The sequence below is a fragment of the uncultured Tessaracoccus sp. genome (assembly GCF_947255005.1).
In the GTDB taxonomy this organism is placed as follows: Bacteria; Actinomycetota; Actinomycetes; order Propionibacteriales; family Propionibacteriaceae; genus Arachnia.
Genome location: NZ_CAMYFI010000026.1, coordinates 1 through 21,701 on the forward strand (window position 1 = coordinate 1; position 21,701 = coordinate 21,701).

At 64.3% G+C, this 21,701-nt stretch carries 21 protein-coding genes and 1 pseudogene; 6 read left to right on the forward strand and 16 right to left on the reverse strand.

Annotated features, from left to right (window positions below):
• Nucleotides 1-8: 8 nt before the first annotated feature.
• Both Q0X61_RS07105 and Q0X61_RS07110 read right to left on the reverse strand, forming a co-directional pair.
• Nucleotides 9-398 (reverse strand): type II toxin-antitoxin system VapC family toxin, encoded by a 390-nt coding sequence (locus tag Q0X61_RS07105; protein ID WP_297741725.1) that lies wholly within the window; start codon nucleotides 396-398, stop codon nucleotides 9-11.
• Nucleotides 395-637: a type II toxin-antitoxin system Phd/YefM family antitoxin gene (locus tag Q0X61_RS07110; protein WP_297741726.1), complete on the reverse strand. Its 243-nt coding sequence runs from the start codon at nucleotides 635-637 to the stop codon at nucleotides 395-397. Before Q0X61_RS07110 ends, Q0X61_RS07105 begins: the two co-directional genes overlap by 4 nt.
• Nucleotides 638-878: 241 nt before the next feature.
• Here Q0X61_RS07110 and Q0X61_RS07115 point away from each other — a divergent pair, with 241 nt between their 5' ends.
• Both Q0X61_RS07115 and Q0X61_RS07120 read left to right on the forward strand, forming a co-directional pair.
• Nucleotides 879-1,130 carry a hypothetical protein gene (locus Q0X61_RS07115; protein WP_297741727.1) on the forward strand — a complete coding sequence of 84 codons (252 nt, stop codon included), beginning with the start codon at nucleotides 879-881 and terminating at the stop codon, nucleotides 1,128-1,130.
• Entirely contained in the window at nucleotides 1,130-1,561 is a 432-nt protein-coding gene (locus Q0X61_RS07120; RefSeq protein WP_297741728.1) for a TA system VapC family ribonuclease toxin, read from the forward strand. Before Q0X61_RS07115 ends, Q0X61_RS07120 begins: the two co-directional genes overlap by 1 nt.
• A 128-nt stretch (nucleotides 1,562-1,689) precedes the next feature.
• On the opposite strand, the gene Q0X61_RS07125 is transcribed toward Q0X61_RS07120, so the two are convergent.
• Nucleotides 1,690-2,439, reverse strand: coding sequence for an ABC transporter permease (locus Q0X61_RS07125; RefSeq protein ID WP_297741729.1), 750 nt, complete (start codon nucleotides 2,437-2,439; stop codon nucleotides 1,690-1,692).
• A gap of 210 nt (nucleotides 2,440-2,649) precedes the next feature.
• Between Q0X61_RS07125 and Q0X61_RS07130 the strand changes: the two genes are divergently transcribed.
• Nucleotides 2,650-2,871 carry a hypothetical protein gene (locus tag Q0X61_RS07130; RefSeq protein WP_297741730.1) on the forward strand — a complete coding sequence of 74 codons (222 nt, stop codon included), beginning with the start codon at nucleotides 2,650-2,652 and terminating at the stop codon, nucleotides 2,869-2,871.
• A 96-nt stretch (nucleotides 2,872-2,967) separates the two neighbouring features.
• Nucleotides 2,968-3,738: a sulfite exporter TauE/SafE family protein gene (locus Q0X61_RS07135; RefSeq protein WP_297741731.1), complete on the forward strand. Its 771-nt coding sequence runs from the start codon at nucleotides 2,968-2,970 to the stop codon at nucleotides 3,736-3,738.
• 38 nt (nucleotides 3,739-3,776) lie between these two features.
• On the opposite strand, the gene Q0X61_RS07140 is transcribed toward Q0X61_RS07135, so the two are convergent.
• From Q0X61_RS07140 to iolG, 9 genes and pseudogenes are all read right to left on the reverse strand, one after another.
• On the reverse strand, nucleotides 3,777-4,922 hold the full coding sequence (locus Q0X61_RS07140; protein WP_297741732.1) for a zinc-binding dehydrogenase: 1,146 nt from the start codon (nucleotides 4,920-4,922) through the stop codon (nucleotides 3,777-3,779).
• Nucleotides 4,923-5,101: 179 nt separating this feature from the next.
• Nucleotides 5,102-6,691, reverse strand: a complete 1,590-nt coding sequence (locus Q0X61_RS07145) for an MFS transporter (protein ID WP_297741733.1) — start codon at nucleotides 6,689-6,691, stop codon at nucleotides 5,102-5,104.
• 130 nt (nucleotides 6,692-6,821) lie between these two features.
• A complete protein-coding gene (locus tag Q0X61_RS07150) occupies nucleotides 6,822-7,694 on the reverse strand; it encodes a sugar phosphate isomerase/epimerase (RefSeq protein ID WP_297741734.1) in 873 nt (290 codons plus the stop codon).
• 45 nt (nucleotides 7,695-7,739) lie between these two features.
• Nucleotides 7,740-8,747 carry a Gfo/Idh/MocA family protein gene (locus Q0X61_RS07155; protein WP_297741736.1) on the reverse strand — a complete coding sequence of 336 codons (1,008 nt, stop codon included), beginning with the start codon at nucleotides 8,745-8,747 and terminating at the stop codon, nucleotides 7,740-7,742.
• Nucleotides 8,748-8,776: 29 nt separating this feature from the next.
• On the reverse strand, nucleotides 8,777-9,706 hold the full coding sequence (locus Q0X61_RS07160; protein WP_297741738.1) for a sugar phosphate isomerase/epimerase: 930 nt from the start codon (nucleotides 9,704-9,706) through the stop codon (nucleotides 8,777-8,779).
• Nucleotides 9,707-9,825: 119 nt separating this feature from the next.
• Nucleotides 9,826-10,823, reverse strand: a pseudogene (locus tag Q0X61_RS07165) (sugar phosphate isomerase/epimerase family protein).
• A 13-nt stretch (nucleotides 10,824-10,836) separates the two neighbouring features.
• Nucleotides 10,837-12,027, reverse strand: a complete 1,191-nt coding sequence (locus Q0X61_RS07170) for a Gfo/Idh/MocA family protein (protein WP_297741740.1) — start codon at nucleotides 12,025-12,027, stop codon at nucleotides 10,837-10,839.
• 123 nt (nucleotides 12,028-12,150) lie between these two features.
• Nucleotides 12,151-13,119 (reverse strand): LacI family DNA-binding transcriptional regulator, encoded by a 969-nt coding sequence (locus Q0X61_RS07175; protein ID WP_297741742.1) that lies wholly within the window; start codon nucleotides 13,117-13,119, stop codon nucleotides 12,151-12,153.
• 126 nt (nucleotides 13,120-13,245) lie between these two features.
• Nucleotides 13,246-14,229, reverse strand: coding sequence for an inositol 2-dehydrogenase (gene iolG / locus Q0X61_RS07180; protein WP_297741744.1), 984 nt, complete (start codon nucleotides 14,227-14,229; stop codon nucleotides 13,246-13,248).
• A 152-nt stretch (nucleotides 14,230-14,381) separates the two neighbouring features.
• On the opposite strand from iolG, the gene Q0X61_RS07185 reads away from it, so the two are divergent.
• Nucleotides 14,382-15,242, forward strand: coding sequence for a sugar phosphate isomerase/epimerase (locus tag Q0X61_RS07185; RefSeq protein ID WP_297741745.1), 861 nt, complete (start codon nucleotides 14,382-14,384; stop codon nucleotides 15,240-15,242).
• A 129-nt stretch (nucleotides 15,243-15,371) separates the two neighbouring features.
• Nucleotides 15,372-16,274: a hypothetical protein gene (locus Q0X61_RS07190; RefSeq protein WP_297741747.1), complete on the forward strand. Its 903-nt coding sequence runs from the start codon at nucleotides 15,372-15,374 to the stop codon at nucleotides 16,272-16,274.
• 65 nt (nucleotides 16,275-16,339) lie between these two features.
• On the opposite strand, the gene Q0X61_RS07195 is transcribed toward Q0X61_RS07190, so the two are convergent.
• The 4 genes from Q0X61_RS07195 to iolC are packed head-to-tail and all read right to left on the reverse strand — an operon-like array spanning nucleotide 16,340 to nucleotide 21,635.
• Entirely contained in the window at nucleotides 16,340-17,836 is a 1,497-nt protein-coding gene (locus Q0X61_RS07195) for a CoA-acylating methylmalonate-semialdehyde dehydrogenase (protein WP_297741776.1), read from the reverse strand.
• Nucleotides 17,837-17,864: 28 nt separating this feature from the next.
• Entirely contained in the window at nucleotides 17,865-19,748 is a 1,884-nt protein-coding gene (iolD, locus tag Q0X61_RS07200; RefSeq protein ID WP_297741749.1) for a 3D-(3,5/4)-trihydroxycyclohexane-1,2-dione acylhydrolase (decyclizing), read from the reverse strand.
• The gene (gene iolB, locus Q0X61_RS07205; protein WP_297741751.1) at nucleotides 19,745-20,614 is read right to left on the reverse strand and encodes a 5-deoxy-glucuronate isomerase; all 870 of its coding nucleotides are present in this window, start codon (nucleotides 20,612-20,614) and stop codon (nucleotides 19,745-19,747) included. Before iolB ends, iolD begins: the two co-directional genes overlap by 4 nt.
• Nucleotides 20,607-21,635, reverse strand: a complete 1,029-nt coding sequence (gene iolC, locus Q0X61_RS07210) for a 5-dehydro-2-deoxygluconokinase (protein ID WP_297741753.1) — start codon at nucleotides 21,633-21,635, stop codon at nucleotides 20,607-20,609. Before iolC ends, iolB begins: the two co-directional genes overlap by 8 nt.
• Nucleotides 21,636-21,701 lie beyond the last annotated feature (66 nt).

Below are 21,701 nucleotides of genomic sequence, written 5' to 3' on the forward strand. Positions count from 1 at the left end.
TCGTTGGATTAGGCCGGAGCCAGCACTGGCATACCGACTTCTTCGGCCGCTGCAGTCATTCGCACGTCATAGGTGAGGAGAGCATCCATCTGCAGGTCGATGGCTGTAGCGAGGTGCAATGCGTCGAGGGAACTTAGATTCGCTCCGGGTAACAGGCCCGCGTGCGTGAATTGAGCCGGTTCGACTTCAAACAACGAGACCTTGGCGAGCAACTCGGTAACCAGCCCCTGGCTGAGGGCTGGGATGCGCTGAACGGCTCGACGGAGTCCAGTTTCCAGGAGCAGCGACGAGGTCAGCGCTGGCCGTTCATGGTTGATCATGTGGATGAGCGCCGCCGACTCGCTCTCCCTCACCAAGAGTTTGATCGCGGCTGAAGTATCCAGATACCAGCGACTCATCGCTCTCCACGCAAGTCATCCAGCACCGTGGCTGTTGGAATCGAGCTGACGACCAGTTCGGAGACATCGAAGATCGCGTCTTGCCGTGCGGGCTTGATGGCTCGACGACCGCCTGCGTAGGGGACGAGTTGCGCGACGGGTACGCCGCGCCGGGTGACGACGAAGACCTCTCCGGCCTCCGTCTCACGAAGTATCTCACCACTGTCGTTGCACACCGCGCGCTGGCTGATGGTGCGCATACCGAGAGTGTAGCCACTATCTAGCACATATACCGCCGGCAGGCAGGCCCACCGCTGCCCTAACCCGATATCCACACGCGTTTGCCAGATCCGGCCGAAAACGGCTGTTTCACGAAACGCGTGTGGATATCGGGTTAGCTCGCCAAGTCAGGCAAGGGCTTGGTGTGCACGATCGGCTGACCGCCCTAGCGGTTCACACATAGCATCAAGGCATCAAATCCCGTGATGCTATGATGCCTACATGCGTACGACGCTCACCCTCGACCCCGATGTAGCCAAGCTGCTGGAGGAAGAGATGGCCAAACGTCAGACTTCATTCAAAAAAGTGGTGAACGACGCCCTACGTCGAGGCCTCGGATCACACCATGACGCCGACTTCACCTTCCCCAGCTTCGACATGGGATCAGCTAACGCAGATCTCACCCATGCCACCAGGCTCGCTGCCGACATGGAAGACGAAGCCCTCGCATTCAAGCTCACCCAAGGCCGCTGATGCTGCTCGTAGATACCAATGTGTTGATCTACGCAGTCAACGCCAACTCCCCGCATCACGATGCCAGCCACACCTGGCTCTTGCATGAGCTCCAATCGGGCACAGACGTAGTCGGTTTGCCGTGGGTGTCTCTGCTCGGATTCATCCGAATCAGCACCCACCCGCGCGTTCTGGAACACCCGCTCTCACCCGAGGAAGCGATGTCGGTGGTACATGCATGGCTCAATCACCCGCGAGTGGTAACGCCTGAGCCGTCACCCCGGCACGCTGCCCTGCTCGCGGGGCTTCTGGTGGAATCCGGCACGGCCGGCAATCTCACCAACGACGCCCACCTGGCCGCACTGGCACTGGAGCTCGATGCGACGATGGTCACCTTTGATCGCGATCTTGCTCGCTTTGGAGTCCGCGTGCTCGTTCCGGAACATGCCTAGCTGAGCCTCACCGCCAGCAGCTAACCCAATACTCACACGCGTTTGCCAAATCCGGCCGAAATCGGCTGTCTCACAAAACGCGTGTGAATATTGGGTTAGGTTCCTCGCGAGCCCCAGCCCCGCAACCCTCAAGAACTCGGCACCAGCTGGCGCGCCCGCCCAGCGAGGGTGGAGAACACCGTGCCAGTCACAGATTTCGCGAGCAGAATTGCAGCCAACACCACCACCTGGAACACTCCGGCCGCCACCGGGCTCAGCCCTGCAAACAACGCACCGACGAACGCGCCCGGCAGCGTGACAAGCCCGGTGTTGCGGGTTTGGTCAATCGTGGGGATGAGCGCTTCGCGCACCGCGTCCCTCCGCAGCCGCACAGTGGACTGCGGCGGCGTCGCCCCGAGCGCCAGCCAGCCTTCCACTTCCCCGACGCCGGAGCGCAGCGCCGCAAGGTAGTTACGCGCGGTCAGCGTCGACGCGGCCATGGCGTTGCCGATAGAGATACCCGCCACCGCGATGATCTGCTGCACATCGAGGCCAACCAACCCCAACAACAGCGACGCCCCCGTCGCCGCCACGCCACCCGCGACGACGGCTAGCGCCGCATTCCGTCGTCCGCCGGGCAGCTCCGCCGCCCGCTTGGCACCGGTCATCGACGCCGTCGTGAGCATGAGCACGATGAACGCCAGCACCAGCCACGGCCACTTCAGCACCGCCCCGAGCAGCACGGAGATCAGCGCCAGCTGCAGGCACGCGCGGACGATGGCCACCGCCGGAGCCAACCCCATCTTGACGCCGTGGGCGCGCAAGATGACGATCACCGCGCCCACCATCACCGAGAGGCCGACGGTAAACCGCACCCATTCCCACACCGACCAGTCCATCTATCCGAGTGTATCCGTCGGCCGACATCACGCGACCCGACCTGCACACCGGCGCCAACGAGCGCCCCACCCGTTTTGTCTTTACATTTGAACCGGGTGCTATAGTTGAGACGTCAGCGAACATAGTTGACCCGGCCGACTGGCCGGACACACCGCCGTGCGGGGCTTTCTCCGGACGGTTCCGCACAGGAACCGAAAGGAATATAGCCTATGACCACACCAGCAATCCCATACACCCCGGCACGTAGGGCCACCCAGGGTGCTGACAACCGCGCCTTCATGGTGCACATGTCCATCATCGCCGCCATTGCGCTCGTGATGGCCATTCTCAGCGCCAGCATCGCGTCACCCATCGTGGCTACCGTGGCTGCCCTCGTGTCCGCCTCTGCCGCATTTGCCGGCATCTACCTGAGCCTCAACCGCATCGCCTGAGGCCAGTTCAGCAAAGGGAAGGGTTCCCTGTGCTGCGCGGACAACGGCGACCGCGCAGTCTCCACCCTCCCAACCCCCTCCCCCTAGAATGCCCTCGTGGTGACGTTGCTCTTCTCCGGACTCCCCGAGCTCACCTCTATCTCCGCACCCACCTGGGGGCTGCTCGTCATCGCGGCCATCGCCATCGGCATCTCAAAATCAGCCCTCCCAGGAGCCGCGACGTTAGCCGTCGCCCTGTTCGCCACCGCGCTGCCGGCGAAGGAATCCACCGGCACCATGCTGATACTCCTGCTGGTGGGCGACGTTATGGCCATCTCCATGTACCACCGCGAGGCCGACTGGGCCGCACTCAAACGCCTCGTCCCCGGCGTGCTGGCCGGCGTCGTTCTCGGGGCGACGTTTCTCCACTTCGCGTCGGACCAGTTCACCAAGCGCTTCATCGGGGCGCTGCTCCTCGTCCTGATCGCAGCCACGATGGCGCTCATGCGCCTCCCCAAGCCGCCCGAGATTCAGGGACGCCTCGGTCGCGCTGTCTACGGCACTCTCGCCGGGTTCACGACGATGGCCGCCAACGCTGGCGGCCCCGTTACCACCATGTACTTCCTGGCCTCGAGGTTTTCCGTGATGAGCTTTCTCGGCACTACGGCGTGGTTCTTCGGGATCGTGAACGTACTGAAGCTGCCCTTCTCCATCGGGCTCGGCATCATCAAACCATCCACGCTATGGATCGACGCGGTGCTGGCGCCCGTCGTGGTTGTGTCCGCGTTCGTGGGGCGCTGGCTGGCCAAGCGCATGCACAAGCAACTTTTCGACGCCGTGGTGACGGTGCTGACCGTAGCGTCGGCGGCATACCTGCTGATTGCATGACCACCGCCGACGCCACGTATACCTGTTCTTCCGGCTGTTCAGAGGCTCATGTCAACCACAGCGCGGCCCTGGATCTCGTGGTTGCGCAGCGCCTCGTACCCTTCGCCTGCCTTCTCTAGGGGCAGGCGACGCGAGACCACGTCGCGGTAGTTAATCACGCCGCGAGCCGCGAGATCCACGACGGCGGGGAGGTCTTGGCGGGTCCTCGCACCGTAGGAGCCGAGGATGCTTTGTGATCGCCGGACAGTCCTATTGATCTCCACCTCGGCGGTCTGCACACCGGCCCCCAAACCGATGGGCACCATGCGCCCACCGTCGGCGAGCACGTCAAGGGCGGTCTTCCAGGTGGCCGGAATGCCGAGCGCCTCGAACGACACGTCCACTCCCTTACCGTTAGTGAGTGCCAGCACGGCCTCTCGAGGATCCTGCGTGGAGGAGTTCACGACGGCGGTGGCGCCGTAGCCGAGCATGGGTTCCAGTTTCTCGTCGGAGACGTCGATGGCAATCACCTGGCTCGCACCGAAGGCTGCCGCGATCTGGACGATGTTCGTACCGACGCCGCCCGTGGCGACGACGGCGACTGTCTCGCCGTAGCGGAGGTCGGCCCCGCGTCGCACCGCCCCATAGCCAGTGAGGGCCGCACAGCCGAGAATGGCGGCAGACACCATATCCACGCCCTCGGGAGCCACCGCCACCGACGTGGCTGGAACCACCGCGTATTCTGCCAGGCCGCCCATGGAGTACATGGCGACTTGCTCACCATCTGGGGTAGCCAGTCGCGTCTCACCGTCGTAGAGCTTCCCTTCCAAACGGTTGAGAGAGAAGAACGGAGCGCACAGCTCGTCGTGACCAGCCGCGCACGCCTCGCACTGCCCACACGGCATGAGGAACCCGCCCGCCACCTGTTGCCCGACCGCGAGCCCGGAGTGTTCGTTGCCGGGCCCCACTTCAACGATGGTGCCGGTCACTTCATGGCCCAGCACGGCCGGCAGCGGGAAAGCGATAGCGCCAGAGATCACGTGGAGATCGGAGTGGCACAAGCCACAGGCAGTCACCTTGATGAGCACCTCACCGTTCCTGGGACGCGGGGTTCGCAAAGTCTCTACTTCGAGACCTTTGGAAGTGTCGCGCAGTACTGCTGCTCGCATGGTTTCGGGGATCTGGATTGCGTCATTGCTCGCCATGGCTGTTCCTTTCGTAGTGCGGGCCACCTGGACCACACCTTGTAAGCACAAATCTACCGCCCATCACCATTTTGTTAGGACATTCTGAGGTATGTCCATCATTCGGACAGTCGCAGGTAGACCGACGGACACCCCGCCCACGCCATGCGCGCGAACGAGGTGCCCGTCGGTGAAAAGGATTAGGAGTAGTCCTTTTCGAAGCGCATCTCCAGCTCCTCCAAGGAGTGATACTTCGTCTCCGGAACGAAGAAGATGTAGAGGCACAGAGACAACACATTGATGAGGGCAAACACGAGGTACGTGCCCGCACCGCCCAGTGCTTCCATCATCGGCGGGAAGATGATGGCTACGAAACCGTTGGCAAGCCATAGCGCTCCCACCGCAACACCCATCGACAGACCGCGCGTCTTCGACGGGAAGAGCTCCGCGATGATCACCCACGTCACGGTGCCCGATTGCTTAATGAACACGAAGAAGCAGATGATCACCAGCACCAAAATGGGCGCGAAGCTCGGGGCGCCGACGATCTCGCCCGACGCGGTCTCGTGCGGAAGGATGAATTTCCAGAACACGAAGGCCAGCGCACCCAGCGATAACACGATGCCCGCTTCCTGATAAATACCAACGTGGCGTCGAGCGAACTTCGTCACCAGCCACAAGCCCACGGCGGATCCGACGAACGACAAACCACCCGAGATGACGTTCAGCATGATGGCCACGTCCGTTGGGAAGCCCGCTGCGGTGAGAATCTTCGGCGTGTAGTACATGGCCGTGTTGATACCGGTGAATTGGTCGGCAAAGCCCAACAGCACGCCCAAGATGAGCAGGTGCCTGGTCCACTTCGTCTTCCAAATCTTGCCGAGCCCCCACTTCTCGGCATTCGACTCCTTGCGCTGCACCTCGAGCATCTCGTCGAGCTCGTCGACGATCGGGCCGTCCTTATCCTCATTGCGCACGCGCTTGAGCGAGCCGATGGCCTCCGGAATCTTGAGGTTAGCGACGTACCAGCGCGACGACTCCGGCATCAGGCGAATACCGATCCACAAGGCGATCGCCGGCAGCGAGGCGAGGATGAGCATGTACCGCCAGGTGAGGCCGTTGCCGTCGAGGATGGCACCCAGGGTGCCGGCCTCGAACTGCGACCGCGCGGTGTCCCAGAGGATGTGCTGGCCGCCTTCAACGTCAACGCCGGGGCCACCCTGCGCGCGGGCGATGCCGGCGTTCACCGAGAACGCGAGGAACTGGCCGAACACGATCATCAGCTGGTCGACAGCGACGAGGGTCCCGCGGATCCGCTTCGGCGCCGTCTCACCCAGGAAGACGGGCACGGTCGCCGACGCACCACCGACCGCGAAGCCGAGCACGATGCGGAAGAAGTACAGAATCCAGACGTTCGGGCTGAGCGCGCAGCCCACTGCGCCGAGGAAGAAGACGATGGCGAGCAGCATGATGTTGTGCCGACGCCCGTACTTGTCGGACAGCACGCCGCCCCACGATGCTCCCAGCGCGGCACCCACGCACAGCAGGCCACCGATCCAGCCTTCCTCGTTGGTGGTGAGCGCGAGCCCGTGCGCATCCGTCGGGAGGTACATGTACGGCAGCGCACCGGAGATGACGCCGGTGTCGTAGCCAAACAACAGTGATCCGAGCGTCGCCACGATGGCGATCAGCCCGAGCGACCGTTTCGGCCCCGATGGCGGGGTTTTCTCGACGAGCTCCTCAAGCTCGTCGCGCGAGTAACTCGCTGCGGAGTCGGAGTTCTGAGACATGGGATCTCCTTGTGAGGATTCTGCCAGCGCTGGCAGGTTGTGGTGGTTGCCGCTGTCTACCCGCCGACGTTGTTGTCAGCACGGAAAACGCTCCTCCCTCCGGCGGCTATCGAAGGGAGGAGCGTGCAGGCTAGGAACCGAAGACTTCCGTGAGCTTCGCCAGCGCTGCTTTGTTGTGTTCGTCGGCTCGTTCATGCCATCCGAAGACGCAGACCGACAGCACACCGTCGAAGTTCACATCGCGCAGCGTGTCGAACACCTCGTCAAACGGCACTTCGCCATACCCGATGGCGTTGTGCTGGTGGACGGTCACGTCGGCACCTGGCGGGTTGATGATGTACCGGTTGCCGTCGTTGATGCGGTGGTTGAACCCGTCGGCGACGTGCACCTCCCACAGCTTGCCCGCCTCGGCAGCGGTACGGATCATCCGGCCGGCATCGCCCACCCCGTCGGAGAGGTGGAAGGTGTGCGGGCAGCAGTACTCGTAGCCCATCCAGTCCTTATCGATGGAACGCACCAGTTCGAGGGCACGGTCGTGCAGTTCGACGAAGTCGTACGGGTGCGCCTCCATGCTCAGCCGGAGGTCGTACTGCTCGAACACCGGAATGAGCTCTTCCATCGACTTGTACCACTGGCCTTCGGAGCGCTGGGCCTGGTTGCGGTCGCCGGAGAACTCGGAGACGATGTCGCGCACTTCGAGCGCATCGGCGAGCTCGAGCAGCCGACGCCAGTTGCGCACCTGCGCCTGCCGCTCCTCCTCGTCCGGCGACGCCCAGTTGAACACCGGGTTGATGGTGCGCACCTTCACCCCGGTCTCCTTCTCTGCGCGACGGAGCTCGTCGATAAACGCTCTGTCCGCCTTCGGGTAGTGATGCCACAGGTGGAACTCGTTGTTCGGCGACAGTTCGACGTAGCGGAACCCGAGCTCCGCTGCTTTCCGCAGCGTGTCGGCTGTCGACATGGTCATGTAGTACATGTTGGGGTCGAGCGCAATATCAACCATTGGGGTTTCCTCTCCAGCTCTCAGCGTGTCGTTGGTGATTCCTGGTCAGGCGTAGAAGTCGGGCTTGTCGATGAGCGTGACGTCAACCGTCTTACCGTCGTTCTCGAGCGATTCGAGCCCAGCGTCGACGACGGCAGTAGCGGCGTACCCGTCCCATGAGGTCGAGCCCGTGTGACGGTCGTCCGCGACAGCGTTGATCCACGACTGGAACTCGGTGTTAAACGCCGCCTGGAAGCGGTCGATGTGCGACTCGCAGATAGCATTGCGGTCACCCTGCAAATCGCGCACGTGCACCTTCTCCTGATCGCCGAGGCGGACGGTGCCAGCCTCCATCACGAGCTCACATTCGATGGCGTAGCCGAACTGGATGTTGACGTTGATCTCGTCGTCAATCAGCACACCGGATTCCGTCTTCGCAACGAGCACCAGCGGGTCTTGCAGGTGGCTGAACCGCTTCGACGTCGCACGCGGCGTATCCACACGAACGGAGACGATCTCCTCCCCCAACAGGTACCGGCAGATGTCGATCTCGTGGATCGCGGTGTCGTCGATCATGTTGCGGGTGGTGTACCCCTCCGGCACCGATGGGTTACGGTGACGGCAGTGCACCAGCGTGGCGTAGCCGTGGGAACCCTCGTCGAGGATGGCCTTCATCTGGTTGTAGCCCGCATCGAAGCGGCGCATGAAACCGACGGTGACAAGCTTCTTGCCTGCCTTCTGCTCGGCTTCCATGATCTTGATGCAGTCCTCGGCAGTGGTGGCCAGAGGCTTCTCGCACAGCACGTACTTGCCGGCCTCAATCGACTTGATGACGTCGGGTGCGTGCACCTTGCCAAACGTCGCGATGACGACGGCGTCAACCTCCGGGTCGTTGATGAGCTCGTCGGAGCTGGCGTAGGCCTTGGCGCCGTACGGCTCGGCGGCTGATTTCGCGGCGTCGACGTTGATGTCGGCGACGGCGGTGATCGTCGCGCCTGAGAGCTCGTCGTGGATGCGGGCGAGATGTGCGCGGCCCATGCCGCCGGCGCCGATGAGTCCAATGCGTACAGTCATGGTTGTTCTCTTCCTTGAGTGTTGGGCGATCAGGCCAATCCCAGGCCGCATTCGGCGAGGTACTTGCGCATGTTGATGGCGTTCTGCTTCGGGAACGACGGATCGCAGGGGTAGCAGTCCTGCTCGCAGATGGCGTAGATCGGGCGATCCAGCTCGGCGAGCGCGTCGACGAACGCGTGCATCTCGGGCAGGCCAGCGGGCGGGCATACCGAAGCGCCCTTGGTGACGGCCTCACCGAAGGGCCAGTCCTTCTCGTGCGCTTCCTTAGTGATGGCTTCGTCGAAGGCCTTGATGTGCACGTAGGTGACGCGCTCGGGGTACTTGCGGCACAGCTCGACGGGGTCGCCACCGCCGTAGACCACGTGCCCGGAATCCAGGCACAGGTTGACGTAGGTGGGATCGGTGGCGTCGAGGATGCGGGCGATCTCTTCGGGCGTCTCGATGTGCGAATCGCCGTGCGGGTGGAGCACCATCTTCAGACTGTACTCGTCGAGAAGCATCTGGCCGAGCTGGTTGGCGTGCTCGACGTAGAGCTTCCAGGCGTCGTCGGAGAGCTCCCGGTCGTCGGTCCACTCCCAGGTTTTGTCGTCGCGGTAGAGCGGTGGGAGGTGCACGATGTATTCGGCGCCGACGGCAGCGTGCGTCTCAGCAATGGCACGGAAGGTCTTGAGGGTGTCCTCCCACGCTTCCTGCTTGTGGAGGATGCCCCAACCGGTGCCGGCGACGACGCGCATGCCGAACTCGTCACACCACTTCTGGAGTTCCTTGGGGTCAGTGGGGAAATAGCCAAACGGGCCAGTCTCGATCACCTCGAACCCAGCCTCGGCCATCTCCTCCCAAGCCTGGCGGGGATCCATCTGCTTCGGATCTTCGGGGAACCACACCCCCCATTGATCAGGGCATACGCCAATGGTGAGCTTGGAATATTTCGGATCGTTCGTGTTCACTGCCTTTGACACCACTGTCACTCCTCATGTGAAAGTCCGGACAAGTCATCGTCCCTGCAACAGCAGGCTACGCCAATAGGCGGACGAATGCCAATCTTTGTTTGGACAAAGACTGGCATTCCGTGGTAGGCCTACAGCGCAGCGTTGGCCGCAATCAGCACTTCGGCTCCACGTTCGAGGCCCGTGACGTTGTCGAATTGGTTGTCCTCATGCTCAATGTTGACGTGCATCTCGGGGTTGATCTCCGCTACCGCGCGCAGGAACTCCGTCCACCACGCCTGGTCGTGCCCAGCACCGACGTGCACGAACCGCCAGGCGGGATCGTCGGGCCACACCTGGCACCAGTGATTCATGCCCGACGGGTACCGCTCGGCCTCGTTGGCAGGCGGGCGCTTATGCGACGTGTCGAGCACGCCGCGGATACCCACCGCGGGCTCGATCTTGGTGTCCTTGGCATGGACGTGGAAAATGCGCTCGCCGAGGAACCGCGTCGCTTCGATGGCGTCGACCTGCTGCCACATGAGATGCGACGGGTCCATGTTCACGCCGACGTTCTTCGCGTCGATGCGCTCCGCGAATTCCATGAAACCCACCGGCGTGAAGATGGTGTTGTGGGGATGCAGCTCGATGGCGAGCTTGACGTTGTTGTCCTGCGCACGCTGGTCCATTTCTCGCCAGTACGGGTCTAGCACCGAGTGCTGGTAGTCCAGAATCTCGCCATACACACCGTCCCAGGGGTTCACCACCCACGACGGGTACTTCGCGTCGGGATCGGAGCCCGGGGCGCCGGACATGCAGACGATCTCCTCCACACCGAGCTTGCCCGCCAGCTCGATACCGCGCTTCAAGTCATAGTGGTGGCGTGGGCCGATGTCGGGCAGCGGGTTCAGCGGGTTACCGGAGGCGGTGAGCCCTGCGAGCACATGCCCTCTTCCTCGAACAGGGCGAGGAGCTCGTCGCGTGCCGCCTGTGAGGCAAGCAAGGCATCGACGTGGGCGTGCGGCGATGGGATAAAACCGCCAATATTCAATTCAGCGCCAGTGAGCCCCAGGCCTTTCAGCGTGTCGAGGGCGTCGGCCAACGGGCGGTCATGCAAACAGGCGGTGTATGCACCGAGAACAAGCGACATTGGTGAGTTCCTTTCAGTGGATATCGATGGCTTTGCCGCCGGAAGCCGCAGATTCTGCGACGGCGCGTTGGATGCGGATGGCACGGTAACCGTGGGCGAATGAGGGCACAGGGGGGAGGCCTTCGTCGACGCCGGCAACCTGGTCGAGGAACGCGCGGGCTTGGAAGTTGAACTGGTCGATCTGCGTGGTGCCCACCCCGGCGAAGTCCATCGACGAACCGCCCTTGAAGTAGGGGAAGTTCGGACCGGTGAGGATGCGTCGAGGCCCTCGCATGCCGACCTCGGCGGACCCGTCGTTGAGCGTGATCTCGCCACCGCGGGCGAGGTCGAACGAGGCCTTGGCCTTGGAGCCCATCACGTCGAACATGAGCGCATTCGGGTCGCCGAATGCGACGCGGGAGACGGAGATCGTGCCGACCGCCCCAGACTCGAACTCAGCATTGAACATGGCGATGTCGTCGTTTTGCACCTCCTCCGTGGCCTCGGCAGTCACGGCGACGCCGCGCCCGCCAGCAACGCCTTGCACTGCCGGTGGGCGGTGTGTGATGACCGTGGCCATCGTCGCGCCCGAGATGCGCTTGATGGGGCCACAGATGAATTCGGCCACGTCGGTCATGTGCGAGCCGACGTCGCCCAGCGCGCCCGAGCCCATGGGGCCCTTGTACCGCCATGCGATGGGGGTGTTGGGGTCTGCGCCGTAGTCGCACCAGTAGCGACCGTCGAAGTGGTAGATCTCGCCGAGGGCACCGTCGCGGGCGAGTTCGGCGATCTTCGCGATGGAGGCCTGACGGCGGTACCCGAAGCCGATGCCGGTGACCACTTCGGGGTGCGCCTCAGCCACTTCGGTCATGGCCTTGGCGTCTTCGAGGGTGTCGGTGAGCGGCTTCTCGCACAGCACGTGCTTGCCGGCTTTGATGAGCGCCTCGGCGATCTCGCGATGCAGATTGTTGGCGACGACGATGGACACGACGTCGATGTCATCGGCTTCGACGATGTCACGCCAATCAGTGACGTAACGCTCGTATCCGTACGACCCGGCGGCTGCCTTCGCGAACGGCTCATAGGCGTCGCAGATGGCGGCCAACCGCACACCGGGGAGCAGATCTGGCTCGTACAGCGTCGAGGCTTGACGCCACGCGTTTGCATGCGTGCGCCCTGCCATACCCGCGCCAATCACAGCCACGGAAATAGGTGTTGAGGACATGGGACTCCTTCGTCAAAGGTCCGGCACGCGCGAATTAACACGCGTTAACTACCGCCCACGATAATCGCCCAACCATGGAATGTCAAGACATTATTCCGTGGAGTCTCGGCTGATTTTTCCCGCTCAACCCGAGGTGCGCGTCACCAGCTGCAGTTCGACGACGAGGTCGCGCCCCACGTCGCCGCCCGGCTCCGCAATCGCATCCAGCGCCCGCCGAGCCTGCACGCGCGGCTGCTGATCCACCGAAGTGAGACTGAATCCTTCGTACGCGGCGAGGAAGGTGTTGTCGTACGACACCAACCCGACCTCGGCCCCAAGCCGCCACCCCTGCTGCAGCGCGAGCGACACAATCTCAATCGCCAGGAGGTCATGGTGCGCAATCACGCACACTTGCTCTGGATGCGTGGCGATCTCGTCCACCAAGCGCGCGCGATCGGTGGCATCGACGATTGCCAGCGGCGCGTCAGCCTCGTCGCACGCTGCGGCGATGGCTGCCCGTCGGTACTGCGTCGCGCCGTCGCCCCCTGCGGGCATGACGTAGACGCACCGACGGTGACCCTCAGCAAGCCCCCGCTGGACAACCTGCCTGGCCGCGCGGTACTCGTCGATATGCACCACGTGCGCAGGCCCTACGGCGTACGGCGAACCGGCGATCACCAGCGGCAAGCGCGAAGCGAACTGCGCGTAGTGGCTGGCTGACCGCGACGGGGTGGCCAGCACGACACCCCCCACCCGCATGGCACGAAAGTGTTCGAGCATGGCGATTTCGCGCGCCTCATCGCCCGACGCGGTGGCCGCCAGTACGGTGAGCCCCCTGCTCTCGGCCTCGCCCTGCAGGGCCGCCATGAGGCTCTCGAAGTATGGATTGCGCAAGTTCGGCAGCACTACGCCCAGCAGCGTCGAACTCGACGACGCCAGCGCCGCCGCGCCGAAGTTACGCGAGTATCCGAGCTCGTCGGCGATAGCGCGAATGCGGGCCTTCGTCGCCTCGGCCACCTTCGGGGAGTCCGCCAAGGCGAGCGAGACGAGGCCTCGGGACACGCCAGCAACCCGGGCTACATCACTCTGCGTCACGGCCGGTTGCACTTGCATCTCCTGTCACTCACGGTGGCTGCCAGCACAGCGTAGTGGCTGCCCGACGCCGGCGCGCTCACCACGTTCACACAACGCGAAGCGGCGCCGAGACACGCTCGACGCCGCCCGCGGACCTCCGCTCGATTAGAGCGTGACGGTACGGCGCTCCTTAGCGCTGACGGTGGCCGCATCTGCAATCTGCAGGGCGAGCACGCCGTCGTGCACGTTCGGGGAGACCGGCCCGTCGGCCTGGACCGCCTCGATGAAGGCGCCCAGCTCGAGCGCGTAGGCGTCGACGTAGCGGTCGAGGAAGAAATCGAGGATTGCGCCGCGCCCCTCGGTGAGCTCCGGCCCGGCCTTGCGCACCTGGGTAGCGGTGAGGTTGTCGGCGCTGAGGGAGCCCTTATCGCCGAACGCTTCCATGCGCTGGTCGTAGCCGTAGCAGCACGTGCGCGAGTTGACGATGGTGGCGACGCGCCCGTCGGTGGCGCGCAGGGTGATGACGGCCTGGTCGAAATCGCCTTCGTCGGCGATCTCCTGGATGGTGTTGCTGCCGAACGCAGACACTTCGACGATGTCGCCGAGGAAGTGGCGCACCATGTCGAAGTCGTGGATGGTCATGTCGCGGAAGATGCCGCCGGAGCTGGCGACGTACTGCGCCGGCGGGGCTGCCGGGTCGCGCGAGATAACGGTGAACTGCTGCAGCTCACCGATCTCTCCTGCCGTCACACGGGCGTGGATGTCGGCGAAGGTGGGGTCGAAGCGGCGGTTGAAGCCCAGCATGACGCGGTCGGCCTCGGCGCCGAGCTCGTCGCGGCAACGCTCTGCCTCCGCGAGGTCGAGCGCCACCGGCTTTTCGCACATCACGCGCTTACCCGCGCGGACAGCTGCGAGAATATGCTCGACGTGCATGGGCGTGGGCGAACCGATCACGACGGCGTCGACGTCGGAGGCGAATACCTCGGCCGGGTCGAGCACGTACGGCACCTGGTACTGCTCGGCGAGCGATTTGGCGTTGTCTTCAAACGGGTCGCAGATCATAGCGAGCTGCGCTTGCGGGTGGGCTGCGATGGAACGTGCGTGGACGTGGCCGATGCGCCCAGCTCCGATCAGTGCAAAACGAATCATGTTCACTCCTTCAGGCGCTCCAGCGCGCCGTTGCAATGTACGAACAAATGTAGTGTACCCGCGCGATTTTCATCGTACCCGCGGGATCGCTTACTATTTGATAGGACATAATGGAGAACGAGGTTCTCATCCCGCAACCAAGGAGTAGATCAATGAAGATTGCTGGCGCACCGATCAGCTGGGGCGTATGCGAAGTGCCAGGCTGGGGCTACCAGATGGCACCCGAACGCGTGCTCACCGAAATGAAAGACATCGGCCTCACCGCCACTGAGTTCGGCCCCGCAGGCTGGCTGCCCACCGACCCCGCCGCCCGCGCCGAGGCCATCAAGCCGTATGGGCTGAAGCCGGTGGGCTCGTTCTTCCTCGCCGTCATGCACGACCCCGACGTCGACCCGCTGCCCGCCGTCGAGCACGAACTCGACGCCTTTGAGGCCGCCGGCGGCGAGTTCCTCGTGCTGGCAGCCGACTCCGGGCGCGACGGATACGACGACCGCCCCGTCCTCGACGAGCAGGGCTGGGCCACGCTGTTCGCTAACATGAGCAAGATCTCCGACGCGTGCAGCGCCCGCGGCGTCACCGCCGTGCTCCACCCGCACTGGGGCACCATGGTGCAAAATGTCGACGAGGTGGAGCGCGTGCTCGACAACTCGTCGGTGGGCCTGTGCCTGGATACCGGCCACCTCGCCGCAGGTGGCGCCGACGTCGTCGATCTGGTGCGCAAGTACGCCAAGCGCGTCGGCATCGTGCACGCCAAGGATGTGCGCAAGGAACTCGTCGACAAGCTGCTGCCCGGCGAACTCACCTGGTCGGAGGCCATCAAGGGCGGCGTGTTCACCCCCATCGGTGAGGGCGACATCGATTTCGCGCAGATCGTGAAGCTCCTCGACGAGGCCGGATTCGACGGCTACTACGTGCTCGAGCAAGACAAGATGCTCGACGAGGAACCCCCCGCCGACGGTGGCCCCATCGTCGAAGCGAAGAAGTCACTGGAGGCGCTGCAGGCACTCGCCTGAGCCACGCAGCGCGCTACACGCCATAAACAATGCTGGAACCCACGTGTTTAGGTGGGTTCCAGCATTGTTTATGCGGGAGTTATCCACACCCTCTAGAAACTGGCCTCATGGACGGGTGAAGATTCCTCCATGGACAACGATGCGACGCTGCACCGCCTCCTGCGCTCCCAGCATGGCGCGGTCACAACTCGCCAGCTCACCGCGCTGGGATTCACTCCGCGCCAGGTGGAGCTACGCGTCAAACGGTGGCAGAGCGTGGCGCGCGGAGTTCACGTCGCAACTTCCCCGACGTTCCTCACTGCCGTCTGGGCCGGATTGCTGGCCGGAGGGGAGCATGCCGTCGTGGGGCTCCAAGCAGCCGGATATCTCGCGGGCTATTTGCCCACCGAGCCGCGTCGCATCGTCGTGTGGGTGCGGCATCCGCGTCGCGACTTTACTGTGGGTCGCTGGCGTGTCGTGTTCCGCCAGGGGGAACGTGTTGGACGCGGCACTCCTCGTCGAACCCGACCTGAGGACACCGTGCTTGACATCGCTTCGACGAGCTCGGAAGTAGACGCCGTCGGCGCGCTGACCCGCGCTCTCGCCGATGGCCACACCACCGCCCAGAAACTCAACGACGCCCTGCGAGCGCGCGGTCGGCAACGCCACCGTCGTGTGCTGCAGCAACTGTGCAGCCATGCGCTCCATGGCATTGAGAGCGCCCTCGAATGGTTATTTCACCGCGATGTGGTGATCCCCCACGGGCTGCCGATACCGATACGGCAAGAATCGCGCTCGGCGGGGCGGGTGGACAACCTCTACGCCGAGTACGCAACCATCGTCGAACTCGACGGCACCGCGTACCATCGCGACAAGCTGCACGACTACTTTCGCGACAACGAGCACCTATTGAGCCATGACTCCTGGACGCTTCGGTATGGGTGGGCGCACGTCGTGTATGAACCGTGCGTAGTGGCTGCTCAAGTTGCGAGAGCACTCCAACTGCGCGGCTGGCTTCCGGAAGCAGCCCCTCCACGGTGTGCATGCACATAAAGAATGCTGGAACCCACCACAACACGTGGGTTCCAGCATTCCTTGTTTTCAGCTAAGCCGAACGGTTACCGCGAAGCGGAGGCAACGAAGTCGAGTCCGACGTGTTCGTCGGACTTGCCAGCCCAGCGGGTGGTGATGACCTTGGCCTTGGTGTAGAAGTTCACGCCCTCCTGGCCGTGCATCTTCACGTCACCGTACAGCGAGCCCTTCCAGCCGCCGAACGAGTAGTAGCCCACCGGCACCGGGATCGGCACGTTGATGCCCACCATGCCGGCTTCGACGTCGAGCTCGAAGCGACGAGCGTACTCACCCGACTCGGTGAAGATGGCGGAACCGTTGCCGAACTCGCTGGAGTTCACAATCTTGATGGCCTCGTCGTAGCTTTCGGCGCGCACGACGACAAGCACGGGGCCGAAGATCTCCTCGCAGTACGCCTTGGTGTTGAGCGGCACGTTGTCGAGGATGGTCGGGCCGAGCCAGTTGCCGCCGGCGAACTGCTCGTCGGCGTGCTTGAAGTTGCGGCCATCCAGCACGACGGTGGCTCCCGCGGCCTCAGCCTCGTCGATCCAGGAGATGATGCGCTCCTTCGACTTAGCGGAGATGACGGGGCCGAGCTCCGACTTCGGGTCTTCACCCGGGCCGAGCACGAGCGCCTCCGCCTTGGTCTTCACCTTCTCAATCAGCGGATCGGCGGCCTCGCCCACGGCCACCACGACGGGCAGCGCCATGCAGCGCTGACCTGCCGCACCGAACGCGCCGGAGATGATGTGCTTCGCGGCGAAATCGAGGTTGGCGTCGGGCATCACGATGGCGTGGTTGTTCGCACCACCGAGCGCCTGGTAGCGCTTGCCAGTCTTCGCGCAGCCCTCAGCGATGATCTTCGCCACCGGGGTGGAGCCGACGAACGAAATGGCGTCGATGCCGTCGGAGGCAAGCATGTGCTGCACCACCTGCTTATCGCCGCAGACCACCTGGAACAGGCCGTCGGGCAGGCCCGCCTCCTGGTACATCTTCGCGACGGTGAGGGACACCGTCGGCACCGGGGTGGCCGGCTTCAGCACCACGGCGTTGCCGGTAGCCAGCGCCATCGGGTGCATCCACATGGGCACCATCATGGGGAAGTTGAACGGGCAGATAGCACCGACGACGCCGACAGGCTGCCGGATGGTGTGGATGTCGATGCCGGTCGAAGCGCCGGAGGTGTAGTCGCCCTTGAGCGCATTGTGGATGCCGCAGGCGAACTCGACGACCTCCAGGCCGCGCGCGATCTCACCGAGGGCATCGCCGTGGGTCTTCCCGCCTTCCTTCACGATGATGGCGGCGAGCTCATCCTGGCGCTCCACCATGAGGTTGCGGAAGTTGAACATCACGGCGGTGCGCTTCGCGAGCGACATAGCCGCCCACTCCTTCTGCGCCTTGCGTGCGCCCTGGATAGCACGCTCGACGAGCTCGGTGCTCGCCTCCGCGACGCCACCGATCGTCTGGCCGGTGGTGGGCGAGTCGATGTCGATGACGTCGGCGCCGTCTTCGACGACCTCCTTGCCATCAATCCAATGCTTCATGGTCAGTTCACTCATGTGTTGCTCCTTGTCAGAAGAATCGACGCTGGGCCTTCACAGCCTCGGCGTATTCGGCGTATGCGGTCTGGGTGGATTCAAGGTTGGACACCGGCGCGACGGGCACGTCCCACCAGCCGGTGCCGGGCGGGTTGGGCCCGTACAGGTCGGTTTCAATGTGGATCATCGTGGTGTGCTGCGACTCCGTCGCCTTGCGGTACGCGTCGCGGAACTCGTCGATGGTCTTCACCTCGATCACGTCGATGCCCCACGAGCGGGCGTTGGCAGCGATGTCGACGGGGATGAGCTCGTCGGTAGCCTTGCCGTCCTCGTCGCGCATCCGGTACTTCGTGCCGAAGCGCTGCGAGCCGTGTGACTCGGACAGCGAGCCGATCGACGCGTACCCGTGGTTCTGCAGCAACACGAGGATGACCTTCTCGCGCTGCTGCACGATGGTGGCGAGCTCCATGGGCAGCATCTGGTAGGTGCCGTCGCCGACGATCGCCACCACCTCGGAGTCGGGCAGCGCCATCTTGACGCCCAGCGCCGCCGGGATCTCGTAACCCATGCACGAGAACGCATATTCGACGTGGTACCCCACTGGGGTGCTGGCGTGCCAGAGGCACTGGAGGTCGCCCGGCATGGAACCGGCGGCGTTGATCACCACGTCGTTCGGGCCCATGAGCTCGTTGAGCGCGCCGAACACCTCGGTCTGAGCCGGCAGCGGGCCGTGCCCTAGGTGGTAGCACTCGTCGGTAGTGCGCTGCCAGGCGGCAACCTCATCGGTGATCTTCGTGGCCCATTCCTCGGGCACGCGGTAGCCGTCGAGTGCCGGGGTGAGTGCCCGCAGCGTCTCGCGGGCATCGCCGACGACCATCTCGGCGCCCTGCTTGGCCGCGTCGAACGCGGTGACGTTGATGTTCACGAACCGCACGTCGGGGTTCTTGAACTGCGTCTGAGAAGCGGTGGTGAAGTCGGAGTAGCGGGTGCCGATGCCGATGACGAGGTCGGCTTCTTCGGCCAGCGCATTGGCCGAGCCAGCGCCCGTAGCACCGACGCCACCCACAGCCTGCGGGTGATCCCAATTGATGGCGCCCTTACCGGCCTGCGTGTCGGACACCGGGATGCCGGTGGCACTCGCCAGGGCGCGCAGCTCGTCGCAGGCCCCGGAATAAATGGTGCCGCCGCCAGAAATAATGAGCGGCTTCGACGACGCCTTGATGGCCTCGACAGCTCGGGCGAGGGCTGCCTCGTCGGGACGGATGCGCCCCACGTGCCACACCTTCTTCTGGAAGAACTCCAGCGGCCAATCGTAGGCCTCGGCCTGGACGTCTTCAGGCAGGCAGATGGTGGCGGCGCCGGTGTCGGCCGGGTCGGTGAGCACGCGCATGGCGCGCGGAAGGGCCACCATGAGCTGCTCGGGGCGGTTCACGCGGTCCCAGAACTTCGACACCGGACGGAAGGCGTCGTTGACGCTCACGTCGGGGTTCGTCGGATCTTCGAGTTGCTGCAGCACCGGGTCGGGGGCACGGTTGGCGAAGATGTCGGAGGGAAACAGCAGCACGGGGACGCGGTTGGTGGTGGCGAGCGCCGCGCCGGTCACCATGTTGAGCGCACCTGGGCCGATCGACGACGTGACCGCGAGGGTCTCCAGGCGATCTTTCGCCTTCGCATACGCGGCGGCGACGTGCACCATGCCCTGCTCGTTTCGGCCATGCCAGAACTCGACGCGATCCTCACCCTCGTCGGGCGCGATCTCGTTTTGCAGCAGGGCTTGGCCGAGCCCGGCCACGTTGCCGTGACCGAAGATGCCAAACATGCCGCGGATGAAGCGGCGCTCCACCCCGTCGCGCTCGGAATACTGCTGCGAGAGGTAGCGAACGACGGCTTGGCCAACCGTCAGACGAATCGTGCTCATACGTGCTCCTTGGGGTCGAGCGGGAGGCGGGGGTCAGCGTCGGCGGACTCCCAGGTGTCGCGCAGCCAGCCGTAACAGGGATCATCGACGGACAGCCACGTGGAATCGCCAGGGCCAGCCATGACGTTCAGGTAGTACAGGTTGTAGCCGGGCGCGGCCACGCAGGGGCCGTGGTAGCCGTGCGGCACGAGCGCGACATCGCCGTTGCCGACGCGGAGAGCCACGTCGATGGGACGCTCGTCGGTACCGTAGGTGGCGTGGAAGGCCATGCCGGGGCCGTGCTCGTCGGGCTCAATCTCGAAGTAGTAGATCTCTTCGAGCTCGCGCTCGTTCTCGGAATCCTCGTCGTGCTTGTGGGGCGGGTAGCTCGACCAGTTGCCGCCGGGGGTAATCACCTCGGTGACGAGCAGCCGCGACGTGTGCAGCGGGTTGCCGATGGCGTAGTTGGATACCTGACGGCTCATCACGCCGGCGCCGCGAATGCCGACGCTCACCTCGTCGGCAGGGCAGTAGCGCACCTCGAGCTGCTCCGAGGCCACGCAGTACGGCAGCGCGAACCGTCCGTCGCGCGTGGCAGTGACGGTGGCCTCCACACCCGACGGCAGGTACAGGTAGTCGGTGGTCTCACCCCAGATGGTGGAGCGGCCCTGCAGCTCGTGGCTCTGCCCGTCCACTTCGACGGTGCACCCGCCGGCCAGCGGCAGCACCAGGTACTCGTGGCCTTCCGTGCGGACCTCGTGCGATTCGCCGGCGGCAAGCGCAACCACCTGCAACCCAGACCATGCCCAGCCTGCGCGCTTAGGGCTGACATCCACTTCGACGGGGCCGCTGGCCGTGGAGCCTGCGGGCAACACGTGTTCAGTCATTGCTCTCCTCACTTGGAGCTCCCTCTGGGGAGCTGTTGGTTGTGCGTGTTCTCGATAGCGGTTGTGGGTGCTCCTGCACCATGCGGCGCAGTTCGGGCAGTGTGGGCATGGCCGTCGCGCATTCGAGCCGTGATGCGACGATCGCCCCCGCCGCAGATGCCACAGCGAGCATCTCCCCCAGCTCCCAGCCTTGCACCAGCCCGTAGCACAGCGCACCGCCGAAGGCGTCGCCGGAGCCGAGCCCATTGAGCACATCGACGCGGGTGCCGGGTACGTGGACCACTTCGTCGGGGGTGATGAGCGTCGCCCCGCGCGCCCCGTCTTTCACGACGGCCACCTGCACGCCGAGCTTCAGCAGCGCCCGACCGGCTGCGATGGGGTCGGATTCCCCGACGGCAACCTCGCACTCTTCTCGATTACCGACGGTGATCGTCACCTTCTTCAGTGCGTCGCGCATGCGGCGACGGGCTTCGTCGGGGCTCTCCCAAAACTGTGCGCGGAAATCCAGGTCGAGGGCCGTAATGCCGGCGCTCGCGCGGGTTTCGAGGGCGGCGAAGTGCGCGTCGCGGCTGGGCTGGCTGGAGAACCCGGTACCGGTGAGCCAGAACACGCGTGCCGCTTCGATGGCTCCGACGGGGAGCGTGTCGGGGGTGAGCAGCATGTCGGGCGCGATGGGCCGTCGGTAGAAGTACAGCGGGAAGTGGTCGGGCGGAAAGATCTCGCAGAAGGTGACGGGGGTGTTGTGCCCGACCATGGTTTGCACAAAGTCTTCGTACACGCCCAGTCGGCCGAGCTCCTCACGGCAGAAGGTGCCGAACGGGTCTTCACCGACGGCGCTCACGATGCCCGACGAGCTCCCCAGGCGCGCGGCGGCGACGGCGACGTTGGTGGGGCTGCCGCCTAGGAATTTGCCGAAGTTGTCGACGTCCTGCAGGCCGACGCCGGTCTGCAGTGGGTAAATATCCACACCGATGCGCCCCATCGTGAGCACATCCAGTGCATCGACATTGAACAGTCCCATGTCACCCGCTTCGTCGAGGTCCTGGGATCATCCTAGACGGACAGCGCCAAATGTCAAGACAAACTG